Annotated in this window: 19 protein-coding genes; 11 read left to right on the plus strand and 8 right to left on the minus strand. The window is 32.7% G+C overall.

What is annotated here, in order from left to right; translation table 11 throughout:
- Positions 1 to 237 precede the first annotated feature (237 nt).
- The 3 genes from rlmF to IPO86_00855 all read left to right on the plus strand — a co-directional run bounded on the left by rlmF (position 238) and on the right by IPO86_00855 (position 2342).
- Positions 238 to 1200, plus strand: a complete 963-nt coding sequence (gene rlmF, locus IPO86_00845) for a 23S rRNA (adenine(1618)-N(6))-methyltransferase RlmF (protein MBK9726642.1) — start codon at positions 238 to 240, stop codon at positions 1198 to 1200.
- A gap of 282 nt (positions 1201 to 1482) precedes the next feature.
- The gene (locus tag IPO86_00850; GenBank protein MBK9726643.1) at positions 1483 to 1893 is read left to right on the plus strand and encodes an SRPBCC domain-containing protein; all 411 of its coding nucleotides are present in this window, start codon (positions 1483 to 1485) and stop codon (positions 1891 to 1893) included.
- 59 nt (positions 1894 to 1952) lie between these two features.
- Entirely contained in the window at positions 1953 to 2342 is a 390-nt protein-coding gene (locus IPO86_00855) for a hypothetical protein (protein MBK9726644.1), read from the plus strand.
- A gap of 286 nt (positions 2343 to 2628) precedes the next feature.
- On the opposite strand, the gene IPO86_00860 is transcribed toward IPO86_00855, so the two are convergent.
- A complete protein-coding gene (locus tag IPO86_00860) occupies positions 2629 to 5085 on the minus strand; it encodes a TonB-dependent receptor (GenBank protein MBK9726645.1) in 2457 nt (818 codons plus the stop codon).
- A gap of 256 nt (positions 5086 to 5341) precedes the next feature.
- Positions 5342 to 8719 (minus strand): methylmalonyl-CoA mutase family protein, encoded by a 3378-nt coding sequence (locus IPO86_00865; GenBank protein ID MBK9726646.1) that lies wholly within the window; start codon positions 8717 to 8719, stop codon positions 5342 to 5344.
- A 282-nt stretch (positions 8720 to 9001) separates the two neighbouring features.
- On the opposite strand from IPO86_00865, the gene IPO86_00870 reads away from it, so the two are divergent.
- Positions 9002 to 9691: a hypothetical protein gene (locus IPO86_00870; GenBank protein ID MBK9726647.1), complete on the plus strand. Its 690-nt coding sequence runs from the start codon at positions 9002 to 9004 to the stop codon at positions 9689 to 9691.
- Positions 9692 to 9803: 112 nt separating this feature from the next.
- Here the strand turns inward: IPO86_00870 and IPO86_00875 are convergent, their stop codons facing one another.
- The 3 genes from IPO86_00875 to IPO86_00885 form a co-directional block, all read right to left on the minus strand.
- Positions 9804 to 10334: a Fic family protein gene (locus IPO86_00875; protein MBK9726648.1), complete on the minus strand. Its 531-nt coding sequence runs from the start codon at positions 10332 to 10334 to the stop codon at positions 9804 to 9806.
- Between the two features lie 242 nt (positions 10335 to 10576).
- Positions 10577 to 12157, minus strand: coding sequence for a peptide chain release factor 3 (locus tag IPO86_00880; GenBank protein ID MBK9726649.1), 1581 nt, complete (start codon positions 12155 to 12157; stop codon positions 10577 to 10579).
- Positions 12158 to 12186: 29 nt separating this feature from the next.
- Complete coding sequence (locus IPO86_00885) at positions 12187 to 12717, minus strand: putative metal-dependent hydrolase (protein MBK9726650.1); 531 nt, start codon at positions 12715 to 12717, stop codon at positions 12187 to 12189.
- 464 nt (positions 12718 to 13181) lie between these two features.
- Here IPO86_00885 and IPO86_00890 point away from each other — a divergent pair, with 464 nt between their 5' ends.
- Positions 13182 to 14135 carry an OmpA family protein gene (locus IPO86_00890; GenBank protein MBK9726651.1) on the plus strand — a complete coding sequence of 318 codons (954 nt, stop codon included), beginning with the start codon at positions 13182 to 13184 and terminating at the stop codon, positions 14133 to 14135.
- A gap of 89 nt (positions 14136 to 14224) precedes the next feature.
- Here IPO86_00890 and IPO86_00895 read toward each other — a convergent pair whose 3' ends face one another.
- Positions 14225 to 14662 (minus strand): hypothetical protein, encoded by a 438-nt coding sequence (locus IPO86_00895; GenBank protein MBK9726652.1) that lies wholly within the window; start codon positions 14660 to 14662, stop codon positions 14225 to 14227.
- A gap of 260 nt (positions 14663 to 14922) precedes the next feature.
- Here IPO86_00895 and IPO86_00900 point away from each other — a divergent pair, with 260 nt between their 5' ends.
- The 6 genes from IPO86_00900 to IPO86_00925 all read left to right on the plus strand — a co-directional run bounded on the left by IPO86_00900 (position 14923) and on the right by IPO86_00925 (position 22843).
- The gene (locus IPO86_00900; GenBank protein ID MBK9726653.1) at positions 14923 to 17334 is read left to right on the plus strand and encodes a cbb3-type cytochrome c oxidase subunit I; all 2412 of its coding nucleotides are present in this window, start codon (positions 14923 to 14925) and stop codon (positions 17332 to 17334) included.
- Positions 17335 to 17683: 349 nt separating this feature from the next.
- Positions 17684 to 18115, plus strand: a complete 432-nt coding sequence (locus tag IPO86_00905; GenBank protein MBK9726654.1) for an Rrf2 family transcriptional regulator — start codon at positions 17684 to 17686, stop codon at positions 18113 to 18115.
- Positions 18116 to 18358: 243 nt separating this feature from the next.
- Positions 18359 to 20461: a ribonucleoside triphosphate reductase gene (locus IPO86_00910; GenBank protein MBK9726655.1), complete on the plus strand. Its 2103-nt coding sequence runs from the start codon at positions 18359 to 18361 to the stop codon at positions 20459 to 20461.
- Between the two features lies 1 nt (position 20462).
- A complete protein-coding gene (locus tag IPO86_00915; protein ID MBK9726656.1) occupies positions 20463 to 20630 on the plus strand; it encodes a hypothetical protein in 168 nt (55 codons plus the stop codon).
- The gene (locus IPO86_00920; protein MBK9726657.1) at positions 20623 to 21300 is read left to right on the plus strand and encodes an anaerobic ribonucleoside-triphosphate reductase activating protein; all 678 of its coding nucleotides are present in this window, start codon (positions 20623 to 20625) and stop codon (positions 21298 to 21300) included. Before IPO86_00915 ends, IPO86_00920 begins: the two co-directional genes overlap by 8 nt.
- Before the next feature lie 154 nt (positions 21301 to 21454).
- Complete coding sequence (locus IPO86_00925; protein MBK9726658.1) at positions 21455 to 22843, plus strand: vanadium-dependent haloperoxidase; 1389 nt, start codon at positions 21455 to 21457, stop codon at positions 22841 to 22843.
- A gap of 560 nt (positions 22844 to 23403) precedes the next feature.
- Here IPO86_00925 and IPO86_00930 read toward each other — a convergent pair.
- Positions 23404 to 24012: a hypothetical protein gene (locus tag IPO86_00930; GenBank protein ID MBK9726659.1), complete on the minus strand. Its 609-nt coding sequence runs from the start codon at positions 24010 to 24012 to the stop codon at positions 23404 to 23406.
- 18 nt (positions 24013 to 24030) lie between these two features.
- Entirely contained in the window at positions 24031 to 24912 is an 882-nt protein-coding gene (locus tag IPO86_00935; GenBank protein ID MBK9726660.1) for a hypothetical protein, read from the minus strand.
- Positions 24913 to 25139: the final 227 nt, after the last annotated feature.

Below are 25139 nucleotides of genomic sequence, written 5' to 3' on the forward strand. Positions count from 1 at the left end.
TTTGCCTAAAGATAATGCAGCTGTTTTAACTAAAAACCCTACAAAGACCGTAATTAAAATTTCATTAAACGAATTGTAATTTCAGTAGTTCTTATTATATTTGACTATCGACTTAAGACCTCAGTAAACAGCACATGCTTTAATTACATAAATTTGCAAATTGGCTAAACAACTTATACAACTGCTGAAGTACTGTATAAATTAAGATAATATCTTTAAAATTTGTCATTTCTTTTTATGATTCAAAAAAAGAAGATTCATCCAATTGAAAAATATAATTTACATATCCGTAATAAACATAGAACTCGTTATGATTTCAAACAACTTTGTTCTTGCCTCCCTGCCTTAGAACCCTTTGTTATTATTAATAAATTTAATGATAGTTCTATTGATTTTGCAAATCCGGATGCAGTAAAGATGCTAAATAAAGCACTTCTTAAATTTCATTACCAGATAGACTTCTGGGATATACCTAACAATTATTTATGTCCGCCTATTCCTGGCAGAGCTGACTATATTCATAATATTGCAGATTTATTAGCTTCTGGAAATGCTGGAAAAATCCCAACCGGCTATAAAATAAAATGCCTGGATATTGGGATAGGCGCTAATTGCATTTATCCGATAATTGGACATCAAGAATATGGATGGTCATTTGTTGGATCCGATATACATCAAACTTCTATTGAAGCAGCAAAACAAACGATTGCATTAAATTCATGTTTACAAGGATTTATAGAACTCCGACTACAATCGAATTCTAAAGCTATATTCAAGAGCATCATTCAGCCTAAGGAACTTTTCCATGTTACCATTTGCAACCCGCCATTTCATAATTCTATTGAAGAAGCGCATGCGGGTACGCTTCGTAAACTAAATAATTTAAGTCATCTAAAAATTGCAAAGCCTGTTTTAAATTTCGGAGGTGATACGCATGAACTATCTTATAATGGAGGTGAATTAGGATTTGTAAAGCAAATGATTCATGAAAGTATTGAATACAAAACTTCTTGTTTATGGTTTTCCACTTTGATTTCTAAGAAAGCCAATCTCCAAATTGTTTACGATACCCTTAAACAAGCGAAAACATTTGAAATAAAAACATTTCCAATGGGACAAGGAAATAAAATAAGTCGCATTGTTGCCTGGACATTTTTAAACAAAGCGCAACAACAATCTTGGAATCAATTAAGTAACTAATAAATAAGGATTAAAATATGGTTTCGTAAAATAATGAAATAAATCTTATTGCACTACTTGAAATTCATTTTAATGACTTTCTGTACTTTTTAAAATTAAGATCCTTAAGCCACCTGATTCTATCAAAATTTAAGGCAACAATGCCCTACTTTAAATTTCTTTTTACAGAACTGTCTAAACATATTAGAATAGCACTTAAAAGGCCTTGTTTGGAATGAAAACAAATAAATTTTAGACATTCAAACTATTTGTAATATTTTTGTATTAAAATACCAAGAATACGTGTTAAAAGTAAAAACCATTAAACAGAATATAAGCTTCGATGCTAGCCCGGAGGAGCTCTACTATTTGTTTATGGATCCTTATAAACATGCAGCTTTTACTGGATCAGACGTTATTATCAGCAATGAAATAAATGGAAAATTTAATATATTTAATGGGTATTGTAAAGGCTATAACATTGAATTAGCAGTGGCCCAAAAAATTGTTCAAGCCTGGAATTTTGCTGAAAATGGTTGGCCAGAAAACCATTATTCCATTTGCAAATTTAGCTTTGAACCCAATGGAAATAAGACAAAATTGAAATTTGAGCAAACTGGTATTCCCGAACATAAAGTTGAACAACTTAAAAAAGGTTGGAAAGAATATTACTGGATACCTATGAAAGCCTATTTAAAAATTAATACAGATTAACAATTCTTAATTATTTAGCTTATATTTGAATTAATATTACCTTAAAATAATTTAATACTATGAAAATCACATATCCTAAATTAACATTTAGCTTGATTGCACTTTTAACAATTACAACATTCGGCGCTTTTCAAAATACACCCGATAAGATCTCTATCAGTGAATCTGAATCTGATGAAACTTATGAGATTACAGCTTCTTATGGACTTGAAAAAATTCAACAAGTTCATAATTTTTTAAATGAAAGCTTTGCACCAACTCCTGTATTTAATTCTGTAAATGATTATTTTGAAAAAACATTTACTTTTGAAAATAAGATGAGACTCTATATTAAAACGAATCCTGGAAAACTATTGCTTATATTGAACAAACAGGAAAACTCCGAAGAATCTTTAGAATGGATGAAAAATCTATATACGGGTTTGGAAGAAACACTGTTACAAAGATAATTTAAATTCCTTTCTTGGTTTTAGTTTCTATATCTTATAGAATTTTAAAATTCAATTTAATTTTATTAATTTTAGTTTCTAAATATTGAGAAGTTAATCAAAAGCAATTTAGCTTTTTAAGAAATTTGCTACACCACATTATATACAACCAATTAAATAAATTTATAATCTTACAATTCAAATTGAAGCAGAAGACTTTAAAATTGCCTGGAATGAAGGAACAAAAATGAATATTGACACCATGGTCAATTTTGCAATGGAAAAGTAAGTCCTAAAATATAAATAGCTATCCTTGACCACTTGATGCCCGCTTCTTTTCATCTTCTGCACCGCTAACTCTTTTTCTGCTACCAGCAATTTTTGTATTTCCAAATCTATAATTAAAACTGCATGAAACAACCCGTGTTTCTCGTTTTACAACAAAACGCTCAAAATAATCCCGGTATTGAATATTAGCCTTTGGTAAATTGGTCCAAAATAGATCAGTCGCACTTAATTTAATACTTGCCTTCTTATTCAAAAATTGCTTTTGGATTCCTAAATTTATACCCCACATGGTTTCTAATTTCATAAAACCATAGACTTCTGGTGTCTGGTAACTTAAACTAAATTCTCCAGACCAATCCTTTTCAAACTTAATTGAATTATTTGAACTTAAATTCAAAACTATATTTCCATCTTGTAAACTGGTATTTGCAAAATTTCCACGATATTTACCGATCCAACTGCTTACATTGATCATGCTACTCCAGTTTTTAAGAATATTAATATTAGTAGATCCACTTATTGAAATATTTTCAAACTTCAAAAGATTTTCATTTGTTTGCACTGTGATACGGTCTTGTCCTTCGACCGGACCAATAACTTCAGTTATATTATCTTTTGTGTTTGTGTATGAAACTGAAATATTATAATTCTTGAGTATGCTGTGATTCCATTCTAGCACCCAACTATACTGTGGATTTAAAAATGGATTTCCTTCTTTATAGGTACTTGGATCAAGGAAAAATTTAAATGGATTCAATTGCTGGTAATGCGGGCGGTCTAGTCTTCTGCTGATATTAAAACCCATGTCATAAGTTGGCTTTACTGCATAATTTACGAAAAAAGATGGAAATAAATTTGTATATTCTCGATCAAAAGAATTTTCATTTACAAGTTGCTTCCCAATTGCAATGGTTTGTTCAACTCTTAGACCTGCTTGCACACTTAATTTAGTCTTCTCATAGTGGTAATTTAAATAGGCCGCATTAATATTTTCCTGATATAAAAAATGATTACTCTTGGTACTATCATAAACAGGTAACAAATTACTTTTATCATAAAAGGCAAGATCATTATCAGCATCCACAATACTGCTTTTTATACCCGCTTCCATTTTCCAATGCTTAAAAATAGATTTGTTAAAATCTATTTTTAGAGATCGAATTTCCAGGATACCATTCAAATCTCCATATAAATAATAATCTTGTTTTATGGGTTCCTTTTTCAAATCGTAATACTTAGTTAAAAAGTTCTGTTCCGTTTCATTCCAAAATCGAGCATAATCAATATCCAAGGTGATTTCTGTTCCTAGTGAATCAAAACTATGTTTAGCATTAAAATTAAAAGCATAATTTGGCCATAAATCACTACTGCGATTGCTCGTTTCAAAAGAAGATACTTTTTCATGCAGCGCATTCTCCACATTTGAATTATTTTCTCCATGCGGTTTAAATCGATTTATGGAACCAGATGCAACAACTCCCAGGATTGTTTTGCCATTTGGAAAATAATAATCAGTTCCTAGACGGATTGTATTATAATGAAACGGGAAAACCAGATAATTTTGTTGATCATATGCACCTGTACTTTTCCCATTTTCGAAAAATTCTCGATACAATATCAGTTTATTCAAACCTTTTCGAAAACTGTAATTTGAACTTCCAAATAAATTAAAATATTTTGTTCGATGATTTAGATTTAATCCAATACCCGCTTTAGGATAAATACCTTGCCCATAATTGGCGGAGACACTTCCATTGGTTCCAAAACGTTGATCTTTTTTTAGTCGGATATCTATGATACCCGCATTTCCAGCTGCTTCATATTTGGCTGAAGGATTACTAATGATTTCAATCCTGTCTAAACTATTTGATGGCAAAGCTTTTAAATAATTTGCAAGATCTGTTCCTGCTAATGGACTTTGTTTGCCATCAATCAAGATGACAACACCTGTTTTACCTTTCATAACAATTGCATCCAAATAATTGATAGTAATTCCAGGAGCTTTCTCCAGCATCTCAAAGGCACTACTTCCATTTGCCAAAATACTACTTTCAACATTCAATACAAAGCGATCACTTTTACGTTCAATAAATGGTTTTTTTCCATGAATTGTAATTTCATTCAAATTATTTGAGCTTGATTTCAATTTAATTGTGCCTAAATTAATCTGTGATTGCTCTGCATTTAATTCAATTGGAGATGAAAAATAAGATTCATAAAATACCATGCTGACATTGAGATAATATGCTTGCTGAACGTTTGGTTCAATTTCGAATACAAAGTGACCCGATTCATCGCAAACTTCTGTTTTTACCATTGTACTATCTTTCATAGAAAATAAAACGACCACCGCAAATGGCATTGGATTGCTTTCTGCATCCACAACATTCCCTAATAATCTGTAAAAAGGTTTAGGAAAGCCATAAGCTGAACCAAGGCTTAACCAAAGGCAAGCCAAAAGCATGAAACGATACATACTAAATGATTTATTTTTTTAAATAAATAATTGGAATTAAAATTCCATCAAAAACCAAATGTATCACAAATCTACGAATTGTTTCGTAGATTTAGATTTAAATAAATAATTATTTTTAAACAATGGATTTTTAAAAAACTGAAATCCATTCCAATGCATACAACGCTTGCAAAAAATCGGGTAGAATCTTTGCAAACAATTACCCAAATAGATTCCTAGAATGCTTCTTCTGAAGTTCGATACAGCATTTACCTGGTTACATATTTCTGCGATACTTTCCTCCTACAGCATATAAAGCAGTTGTAATGGTTCCTAACGAACAGGATTTTACAGCCTCCATCAATTCGGCAAACATATTTTGATTACGCAAAGCTGCTTGTTGCAAAAGCCTGAGTTTTTCATCACTGGATGCTGTATTTGCCATTTTCAAATGCTCTAATGCAGAGATCTGATCATTTTTTTCTTCTTCTGTCGCACGGATCACTTCCCTTGGTAAAACCGTAGGTGAACCATCCTTTGAAAGGAAGGTATTAACCCCAATAATTGGATATTCTCCAGTATGTTTTAAGGTTTCATAATACAAACTTTCTTCTTGAATCTTACTTCGCTGATACATTGTTTCCATAGCACCTAAAACCCCTCCTCGTTCAGTCATTTTATCAAATTCTAATAAAACAGCTTCTTCTACTAAATCTGTTAATTCTTCAATAATAAAAGAACCCTGTAGTGGATTCTCATTTTTTGCAAGTCCCAATTCCTTATTAATAATTAATTGGATTGCCATTGCTCTTCTTACAGATTCTTCTGTAGGGGTTGTGATTGCTTCATCATACGCATTGGTGTGCAACGAATTGCAATTATCGTAGATAGCATATAGAGCCTGCAGCGTGGTCCGTATATCATTAAATGAAATTTCCTGGGCGTGCAGCGATCTACCCGATGTCTGAATATGATACTTCAACATTTGGCTTCTTTCATTGCCATGATATTTATGTTTCATCGCTTTTGACCAAATCCGACGGGCAACTCTACCAATTACTGCATATTCAGGATCTACTCCATTGGAAAAGAAGAACGATAAATTGGGTGCAAAATCATCAATATTCATTCCTCGTGATAAATAGTATTCAACAAATGTGAACCCATTCGCTAGCGTAAATGCTAATTGTGAAATTGGATTTGCTCCTGCCTCTGCAATATGGTAACCACTAATAGAAACTGAATAAAAATTCCGCACTCCATTTCGAATAAAATATTCCTGCACATCGCCCATAAGTTTCAAAGAAAATTCTGTTGAAAAAATACAGGTATTTTGTGCTTGATCCTCTTTTAAAATATCAGCCTGAACAGTACCACGAACAGACTTTAAGGCTTTGGCTTTTAAATTTTGGTAGGTGTTTGGATCGAGAATTTCATCTCCGGTAATTCCAAGTAACAATAAACCAAGTCCATTATTACCAGGAGGTAAATCACCCTGATATGTTGGTCTGGTGAAACCCTTATTATCAAATTTTATTTTTAAAGCTTCTTCTACAGTAGCTTCCAATTTATGTTCGTGGATATATTTTTCACATTGTTGATCTATGGCAGCATTCATAAAAAATGCACAAATGGTTGCAGCGGGTCCATTAATGGTCATGCTTACCGAAGTCTTAGGATCGCACAGATCAAATCCACTGTATAATTTCTTTGCATCATCCAAACTGCAAACACTGACACCACTATTTCCAACTTTTCCATATATATCAGGTCTGAAATCAGGATCTTCTCCATAAAGTGTTACGGAATCAAATGCAGTACTCAAACGATTTGCGGGCATGTCTACACTTACATAATGAAATCTGCGATTTGTTCTTTCAGGCCCACCTTCGCCAGCAAACATTCTGGTAGGATCTTCTTCATCCCGCTTAAAAGGATAAACACCTGCAGTATAGGGAAAAGAACCCGGTACATTTTCTTGCAAAGTCCATTTTAAAATGTCTCCCCAATCCTTATATTTTGGTAAAACAACTCTTGGTATCCGTGTATGGGATAAGGATTTTGTAAACGTTGGAACTCTAATTTCTTTGTCTCTTACCTTATAGATATATTCATCGCTGTTGTAAGCTTGTTTTTTTTCATTCCAGTTTTCCAAAATGGATCTGGAATTTCCATCAAGTTGTTCTAATATTTGTGTACTAAGTTTTTGAATTGCATTTTTCAGTACTTCCTGGTCAGCCAAATCCGAAACGGTATTTAATGCTTGCCATTGATGTGCAATCTCAGACTGTTTGCTTACCCATTGATCATATTGCCGGTTATTATCAGAAATTTCGCTGAGATATCGTGTTCTGTTTGGCGGTATAATATAGATTTTTTCGGATTCACCAATGGAAACGCTTAACTGAGAATGCAAATTAGAATTGGTTTTCTTTCCAATGGTTTCCATTAAATTTTTATACAATAAATTGGTTCCAGGATCATTAAATTGGGAAGCAATCGTGCCATAAACTGGCATCTCATTTGAATTTTTATCAAATGATTTATGATTCCGCTGAAACTGTTTTCGAACATCCCGAAGGGCATCTTGTGCTCCTCGCTTGTCAAATTTATTGATCGCTACAATATCTGCAAAGTCTAGCATATCAATTTTTTCTAATTGAGTTGCTGCGCCATATTCAGGAGTCATAACATATAAAGAAACATCACTAAAGTCGACAATTTCGGTGTCGCTTTGTCCAATTCCTGAAGTTTCCAAAATAATTAAATCAAATGCTGCTGCTTTCAAAATTTTTAATGCATTTTGAATATGTGGCGAAAGCGCCAGATTGCTTTGTCGGGTAGCTAGTGAACGCATAAAAACTCTACCACCACTAAATTCAGGATGAATTGCATTCATGCGGATTCGATCACCTAATAAGGCTCCTCCAGTTTTTCGCTTAGAAGGGTCAACAGATAATATGGCTATTTTCTTTTCTGCAAAATCAAGAATAAATCGTCTTACCAATTCATCCACCAGGCTCGATTTTCCTGCGCCACCAGTACCTGTAATCCCCAGAACAGGAATGATTTTTTGCACTGGAGTTTTGGAAAGGGCATTCAGGAGTGCTTCCGATTGATCTGGGAAGTTTTCCACCGTAGATATTAAACGGGCGACCGCTCTAAAATCAGTATGAATAATTTCCTTTAATTCTCCATTTAAAGAACCTCCAGTAGCAAAATCACATTGAGAAATCAAATCATTGATCATTCCTTGCAAACCCATGTGGCGCCCATCATCCGGACTATAAATACGGGTGATCCCATATTTTTGAAGAGCTGCAATTTCAGATGGTAAAATAGTGCCGCCGCCGCCGCCAAACAATTTGATATGGCCACAGCCTTTTTCTTTTAACAAATCATATATATATTTAAAAAATTCATTATGACCACCTTGATAACTAGTTATAGCGATTCCTTGGACGTCTTCCTGAATTGCAGCATCCACAATTTCTAAAGCCGACCGATTATGCCCCATATGGATAATTTCTACCCCGCTACTTTGCATGATTCGACGCATAATATTAATGGCCGCATCGTGCCCATCATACAAAGAGGCCGCTGTTAGTATCCGAATTTTATGTTTAGGCTGGTAAACCGTGACTTCTGCGATCATAATTTTCTTAATTAATGTTCAAAATTACAGCTTTCATAGCTTGAATTTGCAATTCCTGCCCATAAATGGTGGTTTTTAATTGATTCGTATGAAAATCCATTAATCATACCCATATAAAATTGCATTTTAATCGAAATATTTCTAAATATTTTAGTGTTATTTACAAGTTAATTCAGTTTAAAAACATATATTTGCTAATAGACCTTAAACGAATTGCATACTTTATAATGTATTGGTAATCGCAGTCTAATGATAGAATCTATCTGAAATTGAATTACTAAAATGAAAAAAACATTCCTTGTCGCACTCCTATTGCTTTGTTCTCAGCAAGCAATTTTTTCAAAGCAATGGCTTGTTTTTTTTTCAAAAGAAGGTTTTTTTGATGGCGTAATAAGACAGTCTTTTGGGCATGCTTACATTGGTTTAATTCAGGAAGATACCATTTTAAATAAAAATGTGGTACTAGCATGTTTTGGCTTTTATCCTAAAGGTGGTATTCAATCAAGTGGTGTATTTGGATTTATGGAAGGTGAAATCCGGGATGATTGGAAATCCATTAGAGATGATGGATTTATAATTGAAATTTCTGAACAAGAACTAAAAACATGTCTGAAATTAAAAAACCAATTAGTAAAACAAAAATACAGTCTTCGAATTAATAATTGTTTGCATTTTATTAAAAACTTTGGTACCCAAATTTCAAAACTAAAATTACCAAAAGGATACTTTTTATTACCTTCCAGTTTTATTTCTGCCTTGAAATCAGAAAATCGAGATCTCGAATTTAAAGGAACTCTAAAAAATATTATTACAAAAGAAAACTTGCTTATTAATAGTAAATTATTTTTAAAAGAAAAACATAAAAAACTTCGGGATGCTAAAATTAATTTTTTCAAATCCAGAAAAAATATAAATTTACAAAAATCTCAAAATAAACAAAAGACCAAAAATCTAAATTTACAGAAACATTAAAAGATTGCTATACAATAAAATAAGTGCAAAGCTCTCTGAGCATCTATCAACGCAAATTCTAAGCTGAGAACTAAAAATTAGTCATTTTTAAATTCTTAAAGATCTTTTTCCTTTAATTTATCAGGTTTACAATCAGCTTTATCATTTGTTCCATTTCGGCAGGATTACTTTGCGCAACCAATAATGCTAGCGCTACGAGTCCGTTATCATTAATTTTTAATTCGCCATTCTTTTTAATGTGATGTTTGTTTTTTTCTAAAAACCAAACAAAGATGAACGCACCAATTCTTTTATTTCCATCTGAAAATGGATGATTCTTAATTATAAAATATAATAAATGAGCCGCTTGTTCTTCAATGGAAGGGTATACATAATTTCCATCAAAACTTTGAACAACATTGCCAAGAATTCCTTCAAAACTATCATCCTTACGATTTCCAAATAGCATCGTAGCTTCATTTTTTGAAATCAAATAAACTTTAAGTTCCTGAATTGCCAGTAAAGCTTCTTCAAATTGAATTTCATAGGTAATTTTATCATTCAAATCATAGAACTCCAAACTATTCCTATCATATTGACTTAATACGATCAAACTATTTGAATAAATTGAAATAATATTTTGGATCCCATTGGCTTCATTCATGATCTTATTTTTTGCGAATTTCTGTTAATAAAAAAATATTAAAATGGCGATTCGTTCAGTGGTTACAATTCAGTTCGTTTCTTTGTATTCAATTCAGGTCTTCTTAAATTAATAAAAAACAAAAAATAAATTATAACTCCTTAAAACACATAACAAGAAAAATATAATTAAATAAGCTTTATTCAAATCTGGTCGATTCTAAAAATCTCTTTTTTAGATTTAAAATCTTTATTTCAGAATCCTTAAAATTCCGAACTCATATGAAATTTTAAATCTGGAAAATTCTCTTGTACTAATTTTAAAGTCCATGCAGATTCTGCCAGAAAAATTAATTTCCCATCCTTATCACGGGCAAGATCCTTCTTTCTTCTGGTAATAAATTCATCTAATTTTTTTACATCTGCACATTCAACCCAGAGGGCTTTATGTAAATTAATAGGATCATAATTGCAAGCCGCATTGTATTCATGCTCCATCCGGTATTGGATTACATCAAACTGCAAAGCTCCCACAACACCTATTATTTTTCGCTGACTGTCTTCTTTTATAAACATTTGAGCTACCCCTTCATCCATAAGCTGATCCAAGCCTTTTGCAAATTGTTTAAATTTTGAAGGATCTGCATTGTTTACATATCTGAATATTTCTGGTGAAAATCGAGGAATTCCTTTAAAATGTAATGATTCTCCCTCTGTTAAAGAATCACCGATTTTGAAATTTCCACTATCAAATAAACCAACTACATCTCCAGGATAAGCCTCTTCAACAACTTCTTTTCTGGCCGCCATAAAAGAAGTCGGATTGGAAAATTTTAATTGTCTGTTAAGTCTGACATGAAAGTAATTGGTATTTCGCTTAAATACGCCTGAACAAATTCTAAAAAAAGCGATTCGATCCCGGTGTTTCGGATCCATATTTGCATGAATCTTAAATACAAATCCACTTAATTTTTGTTCTTCTGGTTGAACAATTCGTTCTTCTGTTTCTCGATATAAAGGCTCTGGTGCAATTTCAACAAAACAATCCAATAATTCCCGCACACCAAAATTATTGACAGCCGAACCGTAGAAAACCGGACAAATTTTTCCAGATAAATAATCTTCTCTATGAAATGCTGGATAGACAGATTCTACGGTATGAATTTCATCTAATAATTGGTGGTGAGGCCTGGCTCCAATGATTTGTTCCAGTTTAGGATCTTTAAGATCATGAATTGAAATTACTTCTTCCGTGTCTTGTTTGCCATGTGGTTTAAAGTGAATGATTTTTTTTTCATATAAACTGTAAACACCTTGGAAGCTCTGACCCATACCAATTGGCCAGGAAAGTGGGGTCACTCTTAAATTAAGTTTTGTTTCAATTTCATCCAACAAGTCAAAAGCATCTTTGCCTTCTCTGTCAAGTTTATTAATAAAAACGATGATTGGAGTATGACGCATTCTACAAACTTGAACCAATTTTTCAGTTTGCTCTTCAACCCCTTTTGCTACATCAATTACCACAATAACACTATCAACCGCTGTTAAAGTTCGGAAAGTGTCTTCAGCAAAATCTTTATGGCCGGGCGTATCCAAGATATTAATTTGTAAATTCCGATAAGGAAACGCCATGACACTGGTTGCTACTGAAATTCCTCTTTGTCGTTCGATTTCCATAAAGTCGGAAGTCGCATGTTTCTTTATTTTATTGGATTTAACAGCACCAGCCGTTTGAATTGCACCCCCAAATAAAAGTAATTTTTCAGTAAGTGTAGTTTTTCCCGCATCTGGATGAGACACGATACCAAAGGTTCTTCTTTTTTTTAATTCTAATATAAAACTCATGAGGTCGCAAAAATAACTTTATTGCAGGATTAATATGGATTCGTTACAGCATTTCGAATATGTGCAAGATGATGCCGACCATGCCATGAATACATACCAATAGATTCTTGTAAAGTTATAAATCGTTGATGTTCAGGATGATAATAGCATTTCTCCAAATCTGAATTTGAAACTGAATCTAAAAAAACCGCCCATCTTTGATGTAGTGCTACAATCAAATCTAATGAAATTTGCAATGGAAGCCGCTTCACATCTTCTAATTCTGCCCAGGAAGCTTCCAAATATGGATTTATGGTAGGTTGATGCTGTGTCACTGTTAATTTATGCCTGATATAACCATTTACATGACTATCTGCTATATGGTGGATTATCTGCTGAATAGTCCAGGAATCAGGCCTATACTTATTATTATAGACCGATTCGTCCATCTTTTGGACCATTTCTTTCAATAGATATGGGAGTTTTTGAATGTCTTCGATCCATTTTTGAATGTCCTCCTGTTTATAAATTAATTGTGATTTCCATTGTCCAATAGGGTACTTTAATAATTCCTGGTCCATTATGATGTCTAATTTTATCAAAAATAAGCATTCACTTGGCAGGAATTTATTCTTTCAAAGACAATAACAAATGATTTAGGAATTCCAACGCTTAGCCTATTAAATTTGTGGCATAAATTGTCTGTCGTAAAATTATTACTATGCAAGCATTAGATTCAATAAAAGCGTTCATTTCCAGGGAATTAATCTTAAAACTAAGTTCTTATTTGGGAGAATCAGAATTTGCATGTTCCAAAGCCTTTGATGCCTCGGTTTCTAGTTTATTGTTAGCATTAAGCGGTGTTGGAGAAAACAAAGAGGATTTAATGGCAGCCTGGGAAATTATTCATAAAGAAGACAATCCAATTGAATTATTGGATCACTTAGAAGATTTATTTCAAGGAAAATCAGCCTATAGCATGCCTGGACATGCAGGATCAAATGTATTAAATCAATTATACGGTGGCAATAACAAACTGCTACAAATGCTCTCTGATTATGCAGGTTTTACAAAATCAAATGCTGCCTCAAAATTAGTATCTGTTGTATCCCCTTTTGTTATTTCTTTTCTAAAGAAAAAAATGCAAACGGATCATTTAAAACAAACTGAATTAGTTCAATGGGTAGCAGCATCTAAAAATGATCTGGAAAATGCACTCCCCTATGGATGGTCTGGTCTTTTAGGCATTTCAATCGGTAATCAGGAAACTAAATCAAAATCTATACATATATCAGAACCTAGTTATTCAGAACAAAAAAATTGGTGGATATGGGTAATTGGGGTGATTGCATTAATAGCCGGATTATGGTTTTTGATGAAAGGTTGTAATAAATCTGAATTAATGGATCGCGCAAATAATGCGATTGAAGGCGTTGCAGCCGTAGTTGATTCTGCAAAAATAAAGGCAGAGCTCGCTACTAAATCGGCAATTGAAATGATGGACTCATCTGCTATCGAATTTAAAAAGCGCTGGTATTCTTTAGGATCCTTGATAAATGTTAAACTTGGTAATATTGAATTAAAACTTCCAGAAAAAGGAGTTGAATTAAAATTATTAGAATGGCTTCAAAATACGAGTTCGGTAGTTGATAAAAACACCTGGTTCAATTTTGATCGAATTTTATTTGAAACTGGTAGTGCGCAATTGAACGCTATATCAAATGAACAAATATCCAATATTGCAGGTATTTTAAAAGCAATGCCAAATGTTGAATTTAAAATTGGCGGTTACACCGATAATACTGGAGATACAAAAGCGAATATCCAATTATCTCAAGAGCGGGCAAATGCAGTAATGCAAGCTCTTATTGATTTAGGAATCCCCAGCAATCGCTTAACTGCTGAAGGATATGGACCGGAACATCCAGTTGCTGATAATGGTACTGCAGAAGGTAGAGAACAAAACAGACGAGTCGCAATTCGGGTTACGAAAAAGTAAATTTTGATTCTTAAATTAGTATCCTAAAATTGAATATCTACTTTTTCTATGGGTACAATATGCAAAATAGTAAACTGGCAATATTTAATTTATTCAATAAATAATTTATTTGAATATATGATTTTCCCAAGCTTTGTTATACGCATCAAACAAAATTGATTCCTATATTTTTCTAAATTTAAAACGAATTCTGGAGAAAATATCTCCTCACTTAAAAGCAATTTACCTTGCAAATTATAAATTTGGAGATTGATGTAAGCATGGTTTACTTGATATTGCTCGATGTGTAAAATTCCAGCACACGGATTAGGATAAACATGAAGGAACTGTTTGATTTCTGGATTACTCAAGGAGGTGGTAAGATCCTGATACTTTAATAAATACGCTCTGTTTGGAATAGCATAATCCGAAATACCTAAAATTCCAACAGCATAACAATTCCCTTTTGAATCTATTTCCAAACCATATGAAGCACTGCCTTCATTGTGAAGAAAGGTTTTTTCTTCCCAAATTTGGTTTCCTTGCAAATCGATTTTTTAAAAAACCTATTGAATTCTATTTTTTTGAAGACCATCACTCAATTTTTTTATAGCAAAAGTGATACAATTATAATCCTTATATATATGATTTATAGATTTATACATATAATTTTTTATTAAATGTATAAAATAAATCATAAAAATTGTACAATCATTCACATTTAAGATAAATTTGCCTTTAATTATTTAAGATAATTTTGTCTTAAATAAAGCATTCACATGGTTTATTCATCTTAAACATTTACACAATGCAATCAACAGATCAAAATGACCAAAATGGACACAACGGAGCCTCAGGTACAAAGAATATTAATTATATTATGAATACTAAAAACTGGAAAGGGCCCCTGCTATTTATTCTGATCATCAGTCTCTTGGGAGTCGGTATGATTGGATTTCAAACCTACGTGGATGCACCCCCAATGAGTGGATTTAAAGATTCCCAAGGTAAAATTATTATAGACCAAAAAACCATTGAACGGGGACAAGAAGTATTTCATAAAAAAGCCTTAATGGAATATGGTAGTTTTTTTGGGGATGGTGCACAAAGAGGTCCGGATTTCACTGCAGAAGCATTGCACTTGATGACCGGTTATATGAATACATTCTATTTAGATGAAATCAAAATCAAAACAAATACGGAACCTGAAGAATATCAAATTATACAAATCCAGGAAAAAGTAAAAGCGGAATTAAAACAAAATAATTATAACGTTCAAGACAAGCTGGTCAAACTTTCTACTGCACAAATTTTTGCACTCGATCAAATAAAAAAATATTACACTGATCTATTTATAGACAAAAATAAAGGTGAAGGATTCCCCCCAAAAGATTACATAAGTAGCCGGGATGAAACAGCAGATTTAGCATCCTTTTTTTATTGGGGCGCATGGGTTTGCGTAACACAAAGACCCGGAACTCTTTATAGTTATACACACAATTGGCCTTTTGATCCGAGTGCAGGCAATACGCCTACTTCACCCGTAATTCTTTGGAGCGTTTTAGGCCTTCTAGCATTTGTATTGGCTTGCGGTATTGTACTCTATTTTATAGGACAGTATAATCAACTTCCAAATAAATTTTTTAAACCTGCAAAAAGAGATTTATTTACTATGCGGAGAGTTGATTCATTTAAACCGACTCCAAGTCAAAAGGCAACATATAAATTTTTTTTTGTAGCAATCCTACTATTCTTTTTACAAGTATCAAGCGGGTTAATTACGATCAATGATTTCATTAATTGGTTGAACTATTTAGGTATTAATATTTCTGGTAATGTTCCCGTTACGATTTCTAGAAGTTGGCATTTGATGCTTTCATTATATTGGATTTCAACTTGCTGGATTGCTTCTTCAATTTTTATTCTTCCCATTTTATCAAAGCAGGAGATTGTAGGACAACTCAAATGGATCAACACGCTGTTTGTTTTACTTTTTATTTTGGTGGGCGGTTCTTTAACCGGAATGGTTTTAGGGCCACTAGGCATATTAGGAAAATGGTGGTACTATCTTGGTCACCAAGGCTGGGAATTTGTTGATTTTGGAAAGCTCTTTCAGATTTTGTTAATGGTTATTTTTATACTCTGGGGTGTAATTGTTTATCACGGAATTAAGCCAGCTTTTATTAAAGGTGAACCATGGAATCTTCCCAATTGGATCATGTACTCAGTAATTGGAATTCCATTACTATTTCTATCTGGATTTGTTGCAAGGCCTGAGACGAACTTCGTTATTGCGGATTTCTGGAGATGGATGGTCATACACATGTGGGTTGAAGCCTTCTTTGAAGTATTCATTACCGTAATTGTAAGTTATCTCATGGTCCTTATGGGATTGGTAAGTCGGCAAGCGGCAATCCGGGTTGTATACTTTGCAACAATCCTATTTCTAGGAACTGGTTTGCTTGGAATATCTCACAACTTTTATTGGAACGCAAAACCTGTTGCAACAATGGCACTTGGAAGTGTTTTTTCTACACTTCAATTCGTACCGTTAATTCTTTTAACTGTAGAAGCCTGGAGGTTTAAAAATATGCCTAAAATTGCTGTCGGGGATATAGGAATTAACCAGTTAAATAATTTTGGATTTCCGGAGGTTTTCAAATTCCTAGTTGCTGTTAATTTCTGGAATTTTTTTGGTGCCGGTGTTTTAGGAATTATCATTAATTTACCTATAATGAATTATTTCGAACACGGAACTTATCTAACCGTCAACCATGCACATGCTGCATTAATGGGCGTTTATGGTAATATTTCACTTGCAGCTTTGCTATTTGCTTCACGTCTAATGATTAAAAATATTCAATGGAATGAACAAATCGTAAATTTTTCATTCTGGTCAATTAATATCGGACTTATGCTAATGGTTGTGCTAGATCTTTTTCCTGCTGGCGCTATACAGTTTAAAAATGTGGTTGAACAAGGACTTTGGTTTGGACGATCATCGAAATTTATAGATCATGGAATTTTTAATTCTTTGACTTGGCTAAGAGGTATAGGAGCGACCGTTTTCTTTGTAGGAGGCGTTATCCCACTTACATGGTTCATTGTTAGCCGTATCTATTCTTTAAAAACAAATGCATTAGATATCGATGAAATGGATAGACAAATAACGGAGGAGAATAATACAAAAATTGAATTAGAAGGAAATGCTATAATCTAAAATGATCAAACAAAACATTTTGAAATAAATGTTACCCCGAAACTATTTTCCAGGATTTCAAACAAACGCAGTAGAAATCAATTTTGAAGTGTTCAGTGTTAGATGTCTAAAATACTAAATTCGGATCAGGAATCAGTATTCCATTTAATATTTTGCAAAAGCTGGATACTTTCAAAATTGTACTAATTTCTTGAAAATAATAAATCCAATTATTACAAATAATTGGATAACCATGCTCAGTAAATATATAACAGAATCTGCTTTGTATTAAATTATTTTACTGATAAATAATACAAATTAAATAAATTTCATATATTTGAGTGTTATTACTCTTAAATTAAGTATTTACATGCGTGCTCTTTCAAAATCGACAATATATTGCTTACGAGCATTGATCTATGTTGCATCAAAAAATGAGCAGGAAAATTATGTAAATATTGGCGAGATCTCTGAAGAATTGAATATTTCATTTCATTTTTTAACAAAAACGTTTCAAATCCTTACAAAAAAAGGATTGCTAGAATCTCATAGGGGACCCCATGGGGGAGTTATGTTGAAAAAACCAATAAAAGATATTTATTTGATTGAAATCGTTCATATTTTAGAAGGTGAAGATTTTTTCGAGAAATGCCTTCTTGGATTACCAGGATGCGGCTCCAATGAACCTTGTCCGGTTCATGGATTTTGGAAAAACGTAAAAGGATCCCTTCAAAAAGAATTTGAAGAAACTTCACTAGCCCATTTATCGAAAGGAATTAAAACAAAAAAAATGAGAATTTAAACACGCAAACTTTTTTTAACATTATTTAAGATAATTTTGTCTTAATTGTAGCATTCATTACTTAAATTCAATTTTCTTAAAACTATTAGAATGAAAAATTCACACAAACAAGACTCTTTAATACAATATCTTATTTCATGCATATCTGAAGTCCATGTTAACCAAAAATTTCCAAAAATGAGAATGCTCTGCTTAAAAAAAATAGGATGTAATTAAGTTCACTCAATTCATAAAAAACCCAATATGGACCGTATTGTGATCAAACGAAATGGAGAATATCAAACTTTCCTTCCCTATAAAATAGAGGACGCTCTCCTAAAAGCATTTCAAGGACAACACAAAAAAATAGATTCAATATTAATTAATACTATATTTTTAAAACTAGCCGAAAAAGAAATTTGGTCTGTTGAAGAAATTCAAGATATCATAGAAAAAGAACTCTATAATAGAAACCATTTCCAAACTATGCGTGCCTTTATGCTGCATCGGCATACTCGAAAATTACAACGAGAACATATTCAAGGTTTAAACGAAGACACAACATATATTGATTGCTCCCAAACCATTGAAGAATATATATATCAAAAAGACTGGAGAATAAATGCAAATGCAAATACTTCTTATTCAAGTGCTGGACTTATTAATAATGTAGCTGGAAAAATTATTGCAAATTATTGGTTAGATAAAGTGTATTCCAAAGAAGAAGCGTATGCACATCGCAATGGTGATTTACATATACATGATTTGGATTGTCTCACTGGTTATTGCGCAGGCTGGAGCCTGCGAATGCTTTTAAACGATGGTTTTAATGGAGTCCGAGGAAGAGTTGAAAGTCGCGCTCCATCCCATTTTAGAGAAGCTTTGGGGCAGATGGCTAATTTTCTAGGAATCCTGCAAAGCGAATGGGCGGGTGCTCAAGCATTTAGTTCTTTTGATACGTATCTAGCACCTTATGTTTTTAAAGATGCTCTTTCCTTTGATGAGATTTTAAAAGCAGTCCGCAGTTTTATTTATAACTTGAATGTTCCTGCACGTTGGGGACAATCCCCTTTTACAAATATAACCCTGGATTGGGTTGTACCAGAAGACTTGAAAGAACAGACTCCCAATAGAAATAACAGGCACTTATTCGAAAATATTGAAAATAAGGATTTGCTTTCTACAGCACAATCCAGGGGTGTAAATCAATTGACAGACTTGTGCTACAAGCATTTTCAAAAGGAAATGAACGCCATTAATAAAGCGTATTACACGGTAATGACCGAAGGAGATGCGAATGGACAACCCTTTACATTTCCAATTCCAACGGTAAATATTACAGAAGCGTTTGACTGGTATGGAGAAAATACAGATTTATTATTTGCGAATACCGCCAAAATTGGTACTTCCTACTTTCAAAACTTTATAGGAAGCCAATACACCTATGATGATCAAGGTACTAAAATTGAAAATCCAGATGCCTATAAACCGAATGCAATTCGAAGCATGTGTTGCCGCTTGCAATTAGATCTTAGAGAATTACTAAAACGAGGCAATGGTCTTTTCGGAAGCGCTGAAATGACCGGAAGTATCGGCGTCGTTACGATCAATATGGCAAGATTAGGATATCTTTATAATGGTGATCTAAATAGCTTAATGGCTCGTTTGGATGATTTGCTCCAACTTGCTAAATCGAGTCTAGAAAAAAAACGGTCGTTTATTCAAGAACTTTTTGATCGTGGACTATTCCCTTACACGAAAAGATATCTTCCTCATTTTAGGAATCACTTTTCAACCATTGGAGTAAATGGAATTAATGAAATGATTCGAAATTACTCAAAAGATGAATTGAATATTGCTGACGAGAAGGGGATAGAAATAGCATTAAACATACTGCAATATATCCGTAAAAAAATTATACAATTTCAAGAAGAAACCGGCAATCTATACAACCTTGAAGCCACTCCCGCAGAAGGTACTACCTATAGATTTGCCAAAGAAGACAAAAAACGATTTATAAATATTATTCAGGCCGGACAAAATGAAAACATATATTATACAAATAGTTCTCAGATTCCGGTAAATTTCACGGAAGATCCTTTTGAAGCCTTGATACTTCAAGATGAATTACAATGCAAATATACAGGTGGAACCGTTTTGCATTTGTACATGAAGGAAAAAATCAGCTCACCGGAAGCATGTAGAAACCTTATAAGAAAAGTAATTTCTAATTTTAGATTGCCCTATATTACAATTACGCCTACATTCAGTATTTGTAAAAATCACGGGTATTTAAATGGAGAACATGAATACTGTCCTGCATGTGATGAAATCCTATTAAGGTCAATTACCAATAAATTAAACTAAAATGGAAAATAAACAACAACAGATTTTGGAAAACCATGACGATCAACGTACAAAATGTCTTGTATTCACGCGGGTAATGGGATATCATCGACCCGTCGAAAGTTTCAATATAGGTAAAAAAGGAGAACATAAAGAACGCTTATCATTCATTGAAAGCAAATGTGAGTAAGGCAATTTATCATATTACTCCGTTTACACTTTTAGACTATCCAGATAAAACGGCTTGCATTGTTTGGTTTGCTGGATGCAATATGCGCTGTAGATATTGCTACAATATTGATATCGTGAAAGGAAAAGGTAATTTAGAATATGATAAGGCAATTGCATTTATTAACTCCAGAAAAAACTTATTAGATGGTGTAGTATTAAGTGGTGGAGAATGCATGCTTCACTGCAAAATAGATGGATTTATAAAAGAAATTAAAAAGCTTAATTTTTTATTAAAAATAGATACCAATGGCTCTAATCCCAGAATGCTACAATATCTTATTAAAGAGTGTCTTGTTGACTATGTAGCTCTTGATTTTAAAAGCTTAGCAGACCAATTTTTCTTTATTACCAAATCCGACTTATTTACAAAATTTGAAAAAACATTAGACATCCTTATCGGTTCTTCAATACCATTCGAAGTTCGAACCACCGTGCATTCAAAATTAATCAATATTGAGTATCTGAAAAAAATGCTGCAATACCTCGAAACTAAAAAGTATGCTGGCACCTATTACATCCAAAACTTTTTAAATGATACACCAACCTTAGCAGCGATTGAAAATGACTATCAAAAAATTAAACCCGATGATCTTAGCTCAAATTCGATCAAAATAATTATACGAAATTAATAAATATTTTAAATCGAGACAACTATAAAATTGTATTTCCAATTTAATTTTTAAAAAATTAAATTAGAAAAAAGCCTAAAATGGAAATGATACTTTAGTTTTGTACAATTAAGATTGTTTTGTCTTAAATTAAATCATTTTAAAATTTAGATATATGAAAGTCTCAATTCGTTTATTGTTTTTAGCTGCAATTTTTATTTTTGGATCCACCATTTCCTGCAATAAATCCGATTCCCCGTCAGGAACTGACAACTTGATGGATTCACTAAATAATGATGTTTATCATGAGTGGCTCAATGTATTCCTAGAGCTCGATCGTTATGCTGCATTTTTCCGTCCCGGCCCTGCCCCAAGAGCCCTTGCTTATATGGGCTTAAGTGCATATGAATCGTGCCTGGGTGGAATGCCGGAATATCAAACGCTACAGCATCGTTTTGGCATCTCTGATATGCCATCAATCCAAAAAAATTTGTACTGGCCAGAAGTTATAAATGCTTCCTATGCATACTTGATGTATAAATTTTTTGAAAGTGTAACGTTTAAAGATAAAAATGGAAACATACTTAATAAACAAGAGTTTCTAAATAAAATTACAATTAAGGAAAAGGAATTAAAAGAACGATATCATGCTGAAGCAAACCAAAATCTTATCAATAATTCTGAAGCACACGGATATGAAGTAGCGGCTTCAATTTGGAGATACTCAATTTCTGATAATGTAGGCCATAATGGACATTTAAATCCATTTCCAAATCCCGTTAACTCTCACGGATGCGATTGGGTACCTACTGATCTTGCAATAGCTGATAGAGGATTGTACTCACAATGGGGACAAGTACGTCGCTTTGCAATTTCTTCTTCCGATATGGATGCGTTGATTTCTCCATTTGAATGTGATTCGGATACAAATTCAGTATTATATGCTCAAGCATACGAAATGTATGTATTAGCAAAAATTGCCAAAAAAGACGCACGTGGGGATTTGGAACATATGGCTGAATTCTGGAGTGACGATCGCGTTGGCTGGACTTTCAGTCCACCCGGTAGACTCTTTGCAATTGCCGATCAAATCGTTGAAAATGAAAATTTTAATCTTGAAAAAACCTGCCTATTATACGCACAACTTGGCTTAGCAGAAAATGATGCAGCTGTAAATGCATGGTACAACAAATATAAATATAATGTAGAGCGCCCCGTTACCTATATCAACAGGGTTTTTGATCCAACTTTTAAAATTCCTTGGTTAGGATTTACACCTCCTTTTCCTGCATACCCTTCTGGTCATTCCACATTTGCATTTGCAGGTGTAGGTATTTTGGAAGCCTATGTTGGCAGTAGTTACCAATTTACGGATTATTGCCATCAACAACGAACAGATTTTCTTGGTGCACCCAGAGCTTTTAATAGCTTAAGAGACCTTGCAAATGAAAATGCTTTCAGTCGATTACCATTAGGTGTTCATTATCGTATGGATTATGATGGTGGAAATTTTTGCGGCATTTTATGTGCCCGGAAGGTACTTCAATTACCTTGGAAACGTTAAATCCAAATCAATACGTTAAATAATCTTAAGGAGCTGTTTTAATAAACAGCTCCTTTTTCTTAAATTACAATTCAAAAATATCATCAAAAATCCCTACCCATAAACTCCATAATGATAAACCTAAAAATAATGAGTCAAAAAATAATTCATACCTCTAGATTCGCATCTCTCCTGGAATTAAAATTTTAAGTGCTTCGATTTAAAATCTAAACGACCAGACACCAATAGAATTCCTTATTCATTATATAATATATAGTTACTTATCCTGATTTATAACAACTTTAATCTATTCCTCTAAATAAATTATTCTGAATGCCTAGAAAATATTTACGAGTCCAATTTTATATTAAGCTTTTTTATTAAATTTATTTACTCTGAATATTTTGATTTGAAGCTCCATTGTCAAAATAAGCCTTAACAAAAGAAATCAATAATCCTAAAAAGACAATTATCGCAAGGTGAACACAAGATCTTCACTTTTGCATTTTCAGAAAAAACTTGAATTGTCAATAAAACCATTTCAATTTAGAATTAAACTGAAATGCTTTAAAATTCAAAACCTAGTTACAAGGGCCTTTATGCCTGTTATCAAAAATAAAATATTCAGGTTTGGAAATACATTCCCAGTACACAACATCCATATTTACATACACCGTTGAAAAACCTGTTAGAATCGCTCCTGAAGGAATTGTCCTACCAATCAAATTAAACTTAATGGAACCTCCTTTAAGCACAAGGTTATTTAAAGCTTGATTAACAAAACTAATGGTTTCTAAAGAAATCGGACCCAGCTTAATTTTTTCTTTGCTAAAATCTTTAGATGTAACTCCCTTCTTTATGGCCAGCGTCTTTTTATGCGTTGGAATAAGTGGAATTGCATCACAATATAACTCCAATTTAATGCTATCCGCTTGTGGAAAGTCCTGAAGTAAGTCTATGGTTACGATTGCATCTTTAATTTTTATGTCGCGAATTTCCGCTGAAGATTTCAACTTCAATTTTGATACAATATCATTCTTGGTTATTGTTTTATGAATATTTATACCTGTACTTGTATATTCTCCACGTTCGTTTATGATAAAATTATTCACAAATTCCCATTTGGCTAACTCTTTTTCACAAGAGCTCATCAGGATTAGTAAAGTCAATAAAAATAAAATATTTTTCATGTCTTTATTTTTTAAAATTTAAAATTGTAAACCAATTCCTACGGAAGTTACTAAAGGTTTAAAAACAGATGCTTCTGCGTGTAAATAAAATTTCCAAAGTTTAATTCCACAACCTGCACCGAAACGGATTTCATTTTCACCATTAATTTCAATGGTACCATTGCCATCAATTTCATCTTCATAATAAAACTCATACGGAGTTTTTTGCCATTGTCCATAAACATAATAATTAAATAAACCTAATTGTTGTCCGCCAGTAATCTGAGCTAAGATGTTTTTACCTAAAAGATAGTCACCTAATTTGAATTGATTGTAAGAACCGCCAACACTGACAAAGTAATTTTTTGCTTTCCAATAATCACTGATAAAATGATTAAACCCAATTCCATAAACTTCAATTCTTTTAAAATCACCTCCAACGTCCATTGCAAGAAACCGCCCACTAAAATTCGTATGAAAAAAAGTTCCAACATGAATTATAGGAAACACCAGATTGATTTGTTTGATATCAAAACCACCTGGAAAGGTATATGCATTTCCAGATTCATCATAAATGATTTGAGTATTATTATCTCCAAAAATGGTTGGGGCTTTTTGTGTTTTTGTTGGGGAAAATGGAGCTTCTGTAATCCCATTAAAAGATTTCATGCTTTCTGGAATAAATGCAGCAGTTCCATATATACCTATATATAAATGAAAATTCCTTGTGGTATCTGGATGCACATAGGATAGTGAGGATGCATGTATAGATGAACCCATTAAATCCACTAACGGACTCATATATGCTTGGGCATTGCCATTTCGCAAATAAGAATGAGCTGCATATTCATTTATACCTTGTGCGGACAAAATACCAATAAAAAGAAATTGAAAAATCAGGCTAAATATTGATTTGTACATGGCGAAATATTAAATTTTTGAATTTATAATCAACAGCACAAAGTTCCTCAAAAGTCAAGGAACCACTTTCAAGTCTAAATTTATTACAATTTAACTGAATTTATATTACAATTTAATTAAATTTTCAAATTTATCAATTTCGAAGGGTCGATAATTATAAAGCATTGCAAATAGTACATTGCTAAAAAAGAATGCTTTTCCGAATTCCTGAATATCTAAATATGTTA

The organism is Saprospiraceae bacterium (genome assembly GCA_016717265.1).
Classification (GTDB): Bacteria; Bacteroidota; Bacteroidia; order Chitinophagales; family Saprospiraceae; genus Vicinibacter.

Coding starts and splice junctions, on each gene's coding strand:
- IPO86_00890 (MBK9726651.1), top strand. CDS start 13,182: ATGCTCTCTGATTATGCAGGTTTTACAAAATCAAATGCTGCCTCAAAA.
- IPO86_00915 (MBK9726656.1), top strand. CDS start 20,463: ATGGAAAATAAACAACAACAGATTTTGGAAAACCATGACGATCAACGT.
- IPO86_00860 (MBK9726645.1), bottom strand. CDS start 5,085: ATGTATCGTTTCATGCTTTTGGCTTGCCTTTGGTTAAGCCTTGGTTCA.
- IPO86_00875 (MBK9726648.1), bottom strand. CDS start 10,334: ATGAATGAAGCCAATGGGATCCAAAATATTATTTCAATTTATTCAAAT.
- IPO86_00900 (MBK9726653.1), top strand. CDS start 14,923: ATGCAATCAACAGATCAAAATGACCAAAATGGACACAACGGAGCCTCA.
- IPO86_00910 (MBK9726655.1), top strand. CDS start 18,359: ATGGACCGTATTGTGATCAAACGAAATGGAGAATATCAAACTTTCCTT.
- IPO86_00935 (MBK9726660.1), bottom strand. CDS start 24,912: ATGTACAAATCAATATTTAGCCTGATTTTTCAATTTCTTTTTATTGGT.
- IPO86_00870 (MBK9726647.1), top strand. CDS start 9,002: ATGAAAAAAACATTCCTTGTCGCACTCCTATTGCTTTGTTCTCAGCAA.
- IPO86_00925 (MBK9726658.1), top strand. CDS start 21,455: ATGAAAGTCTCAATTCGTTTATTGTTTTTAGCTGCAATTTTTATTTTT.
- IPO86_00855 (MBK9726644.1), top strand. CDS start 1,953: ATGAAAATCACATATCCTAAATTAACATTTAGCTTGATTGCACTTTTA.
- IPO86_00885 (MBK9726650.1), bottom strand. CDS start 12,717: ATGGACCAGGAATTATTAAAGTACCCTATTGGACAATGGAAATCACAA.
- rlmF (MBK9726642.1), top strand. CDS start 238: ATGATTCAAAAAAAGAAGATTCATCCAATTGAAAAATATAATTTACAT.
- IPO86_00930 (MBK9726659.1), bottom strand. CDS start 24,012: ATGAAAAATATTTTATTTTTATTGACTTTACTAATCCTGATGAGCTCT.
- IPO86_00865 (MBK9726646.1), bottom strand. CDS start 8,719: ATGATCGCAGAAGTCACGGTTTACCAGCCTAAACATAAAATTCGGATA.
- IPO86_00880 (MBK9726649.1), bottom strand. CDS start 12,157: ATGAGTTTTATATTAGAATTAAAAAAAAGAAGAACCTTTGGTATCGTG.
- IPO86_00905 (MBK9726654.1), top strand. CDS start 17,684: ATGCGTGCTCTTTCAAAATCGACAATATATTGCTTACGAGCATTGATC.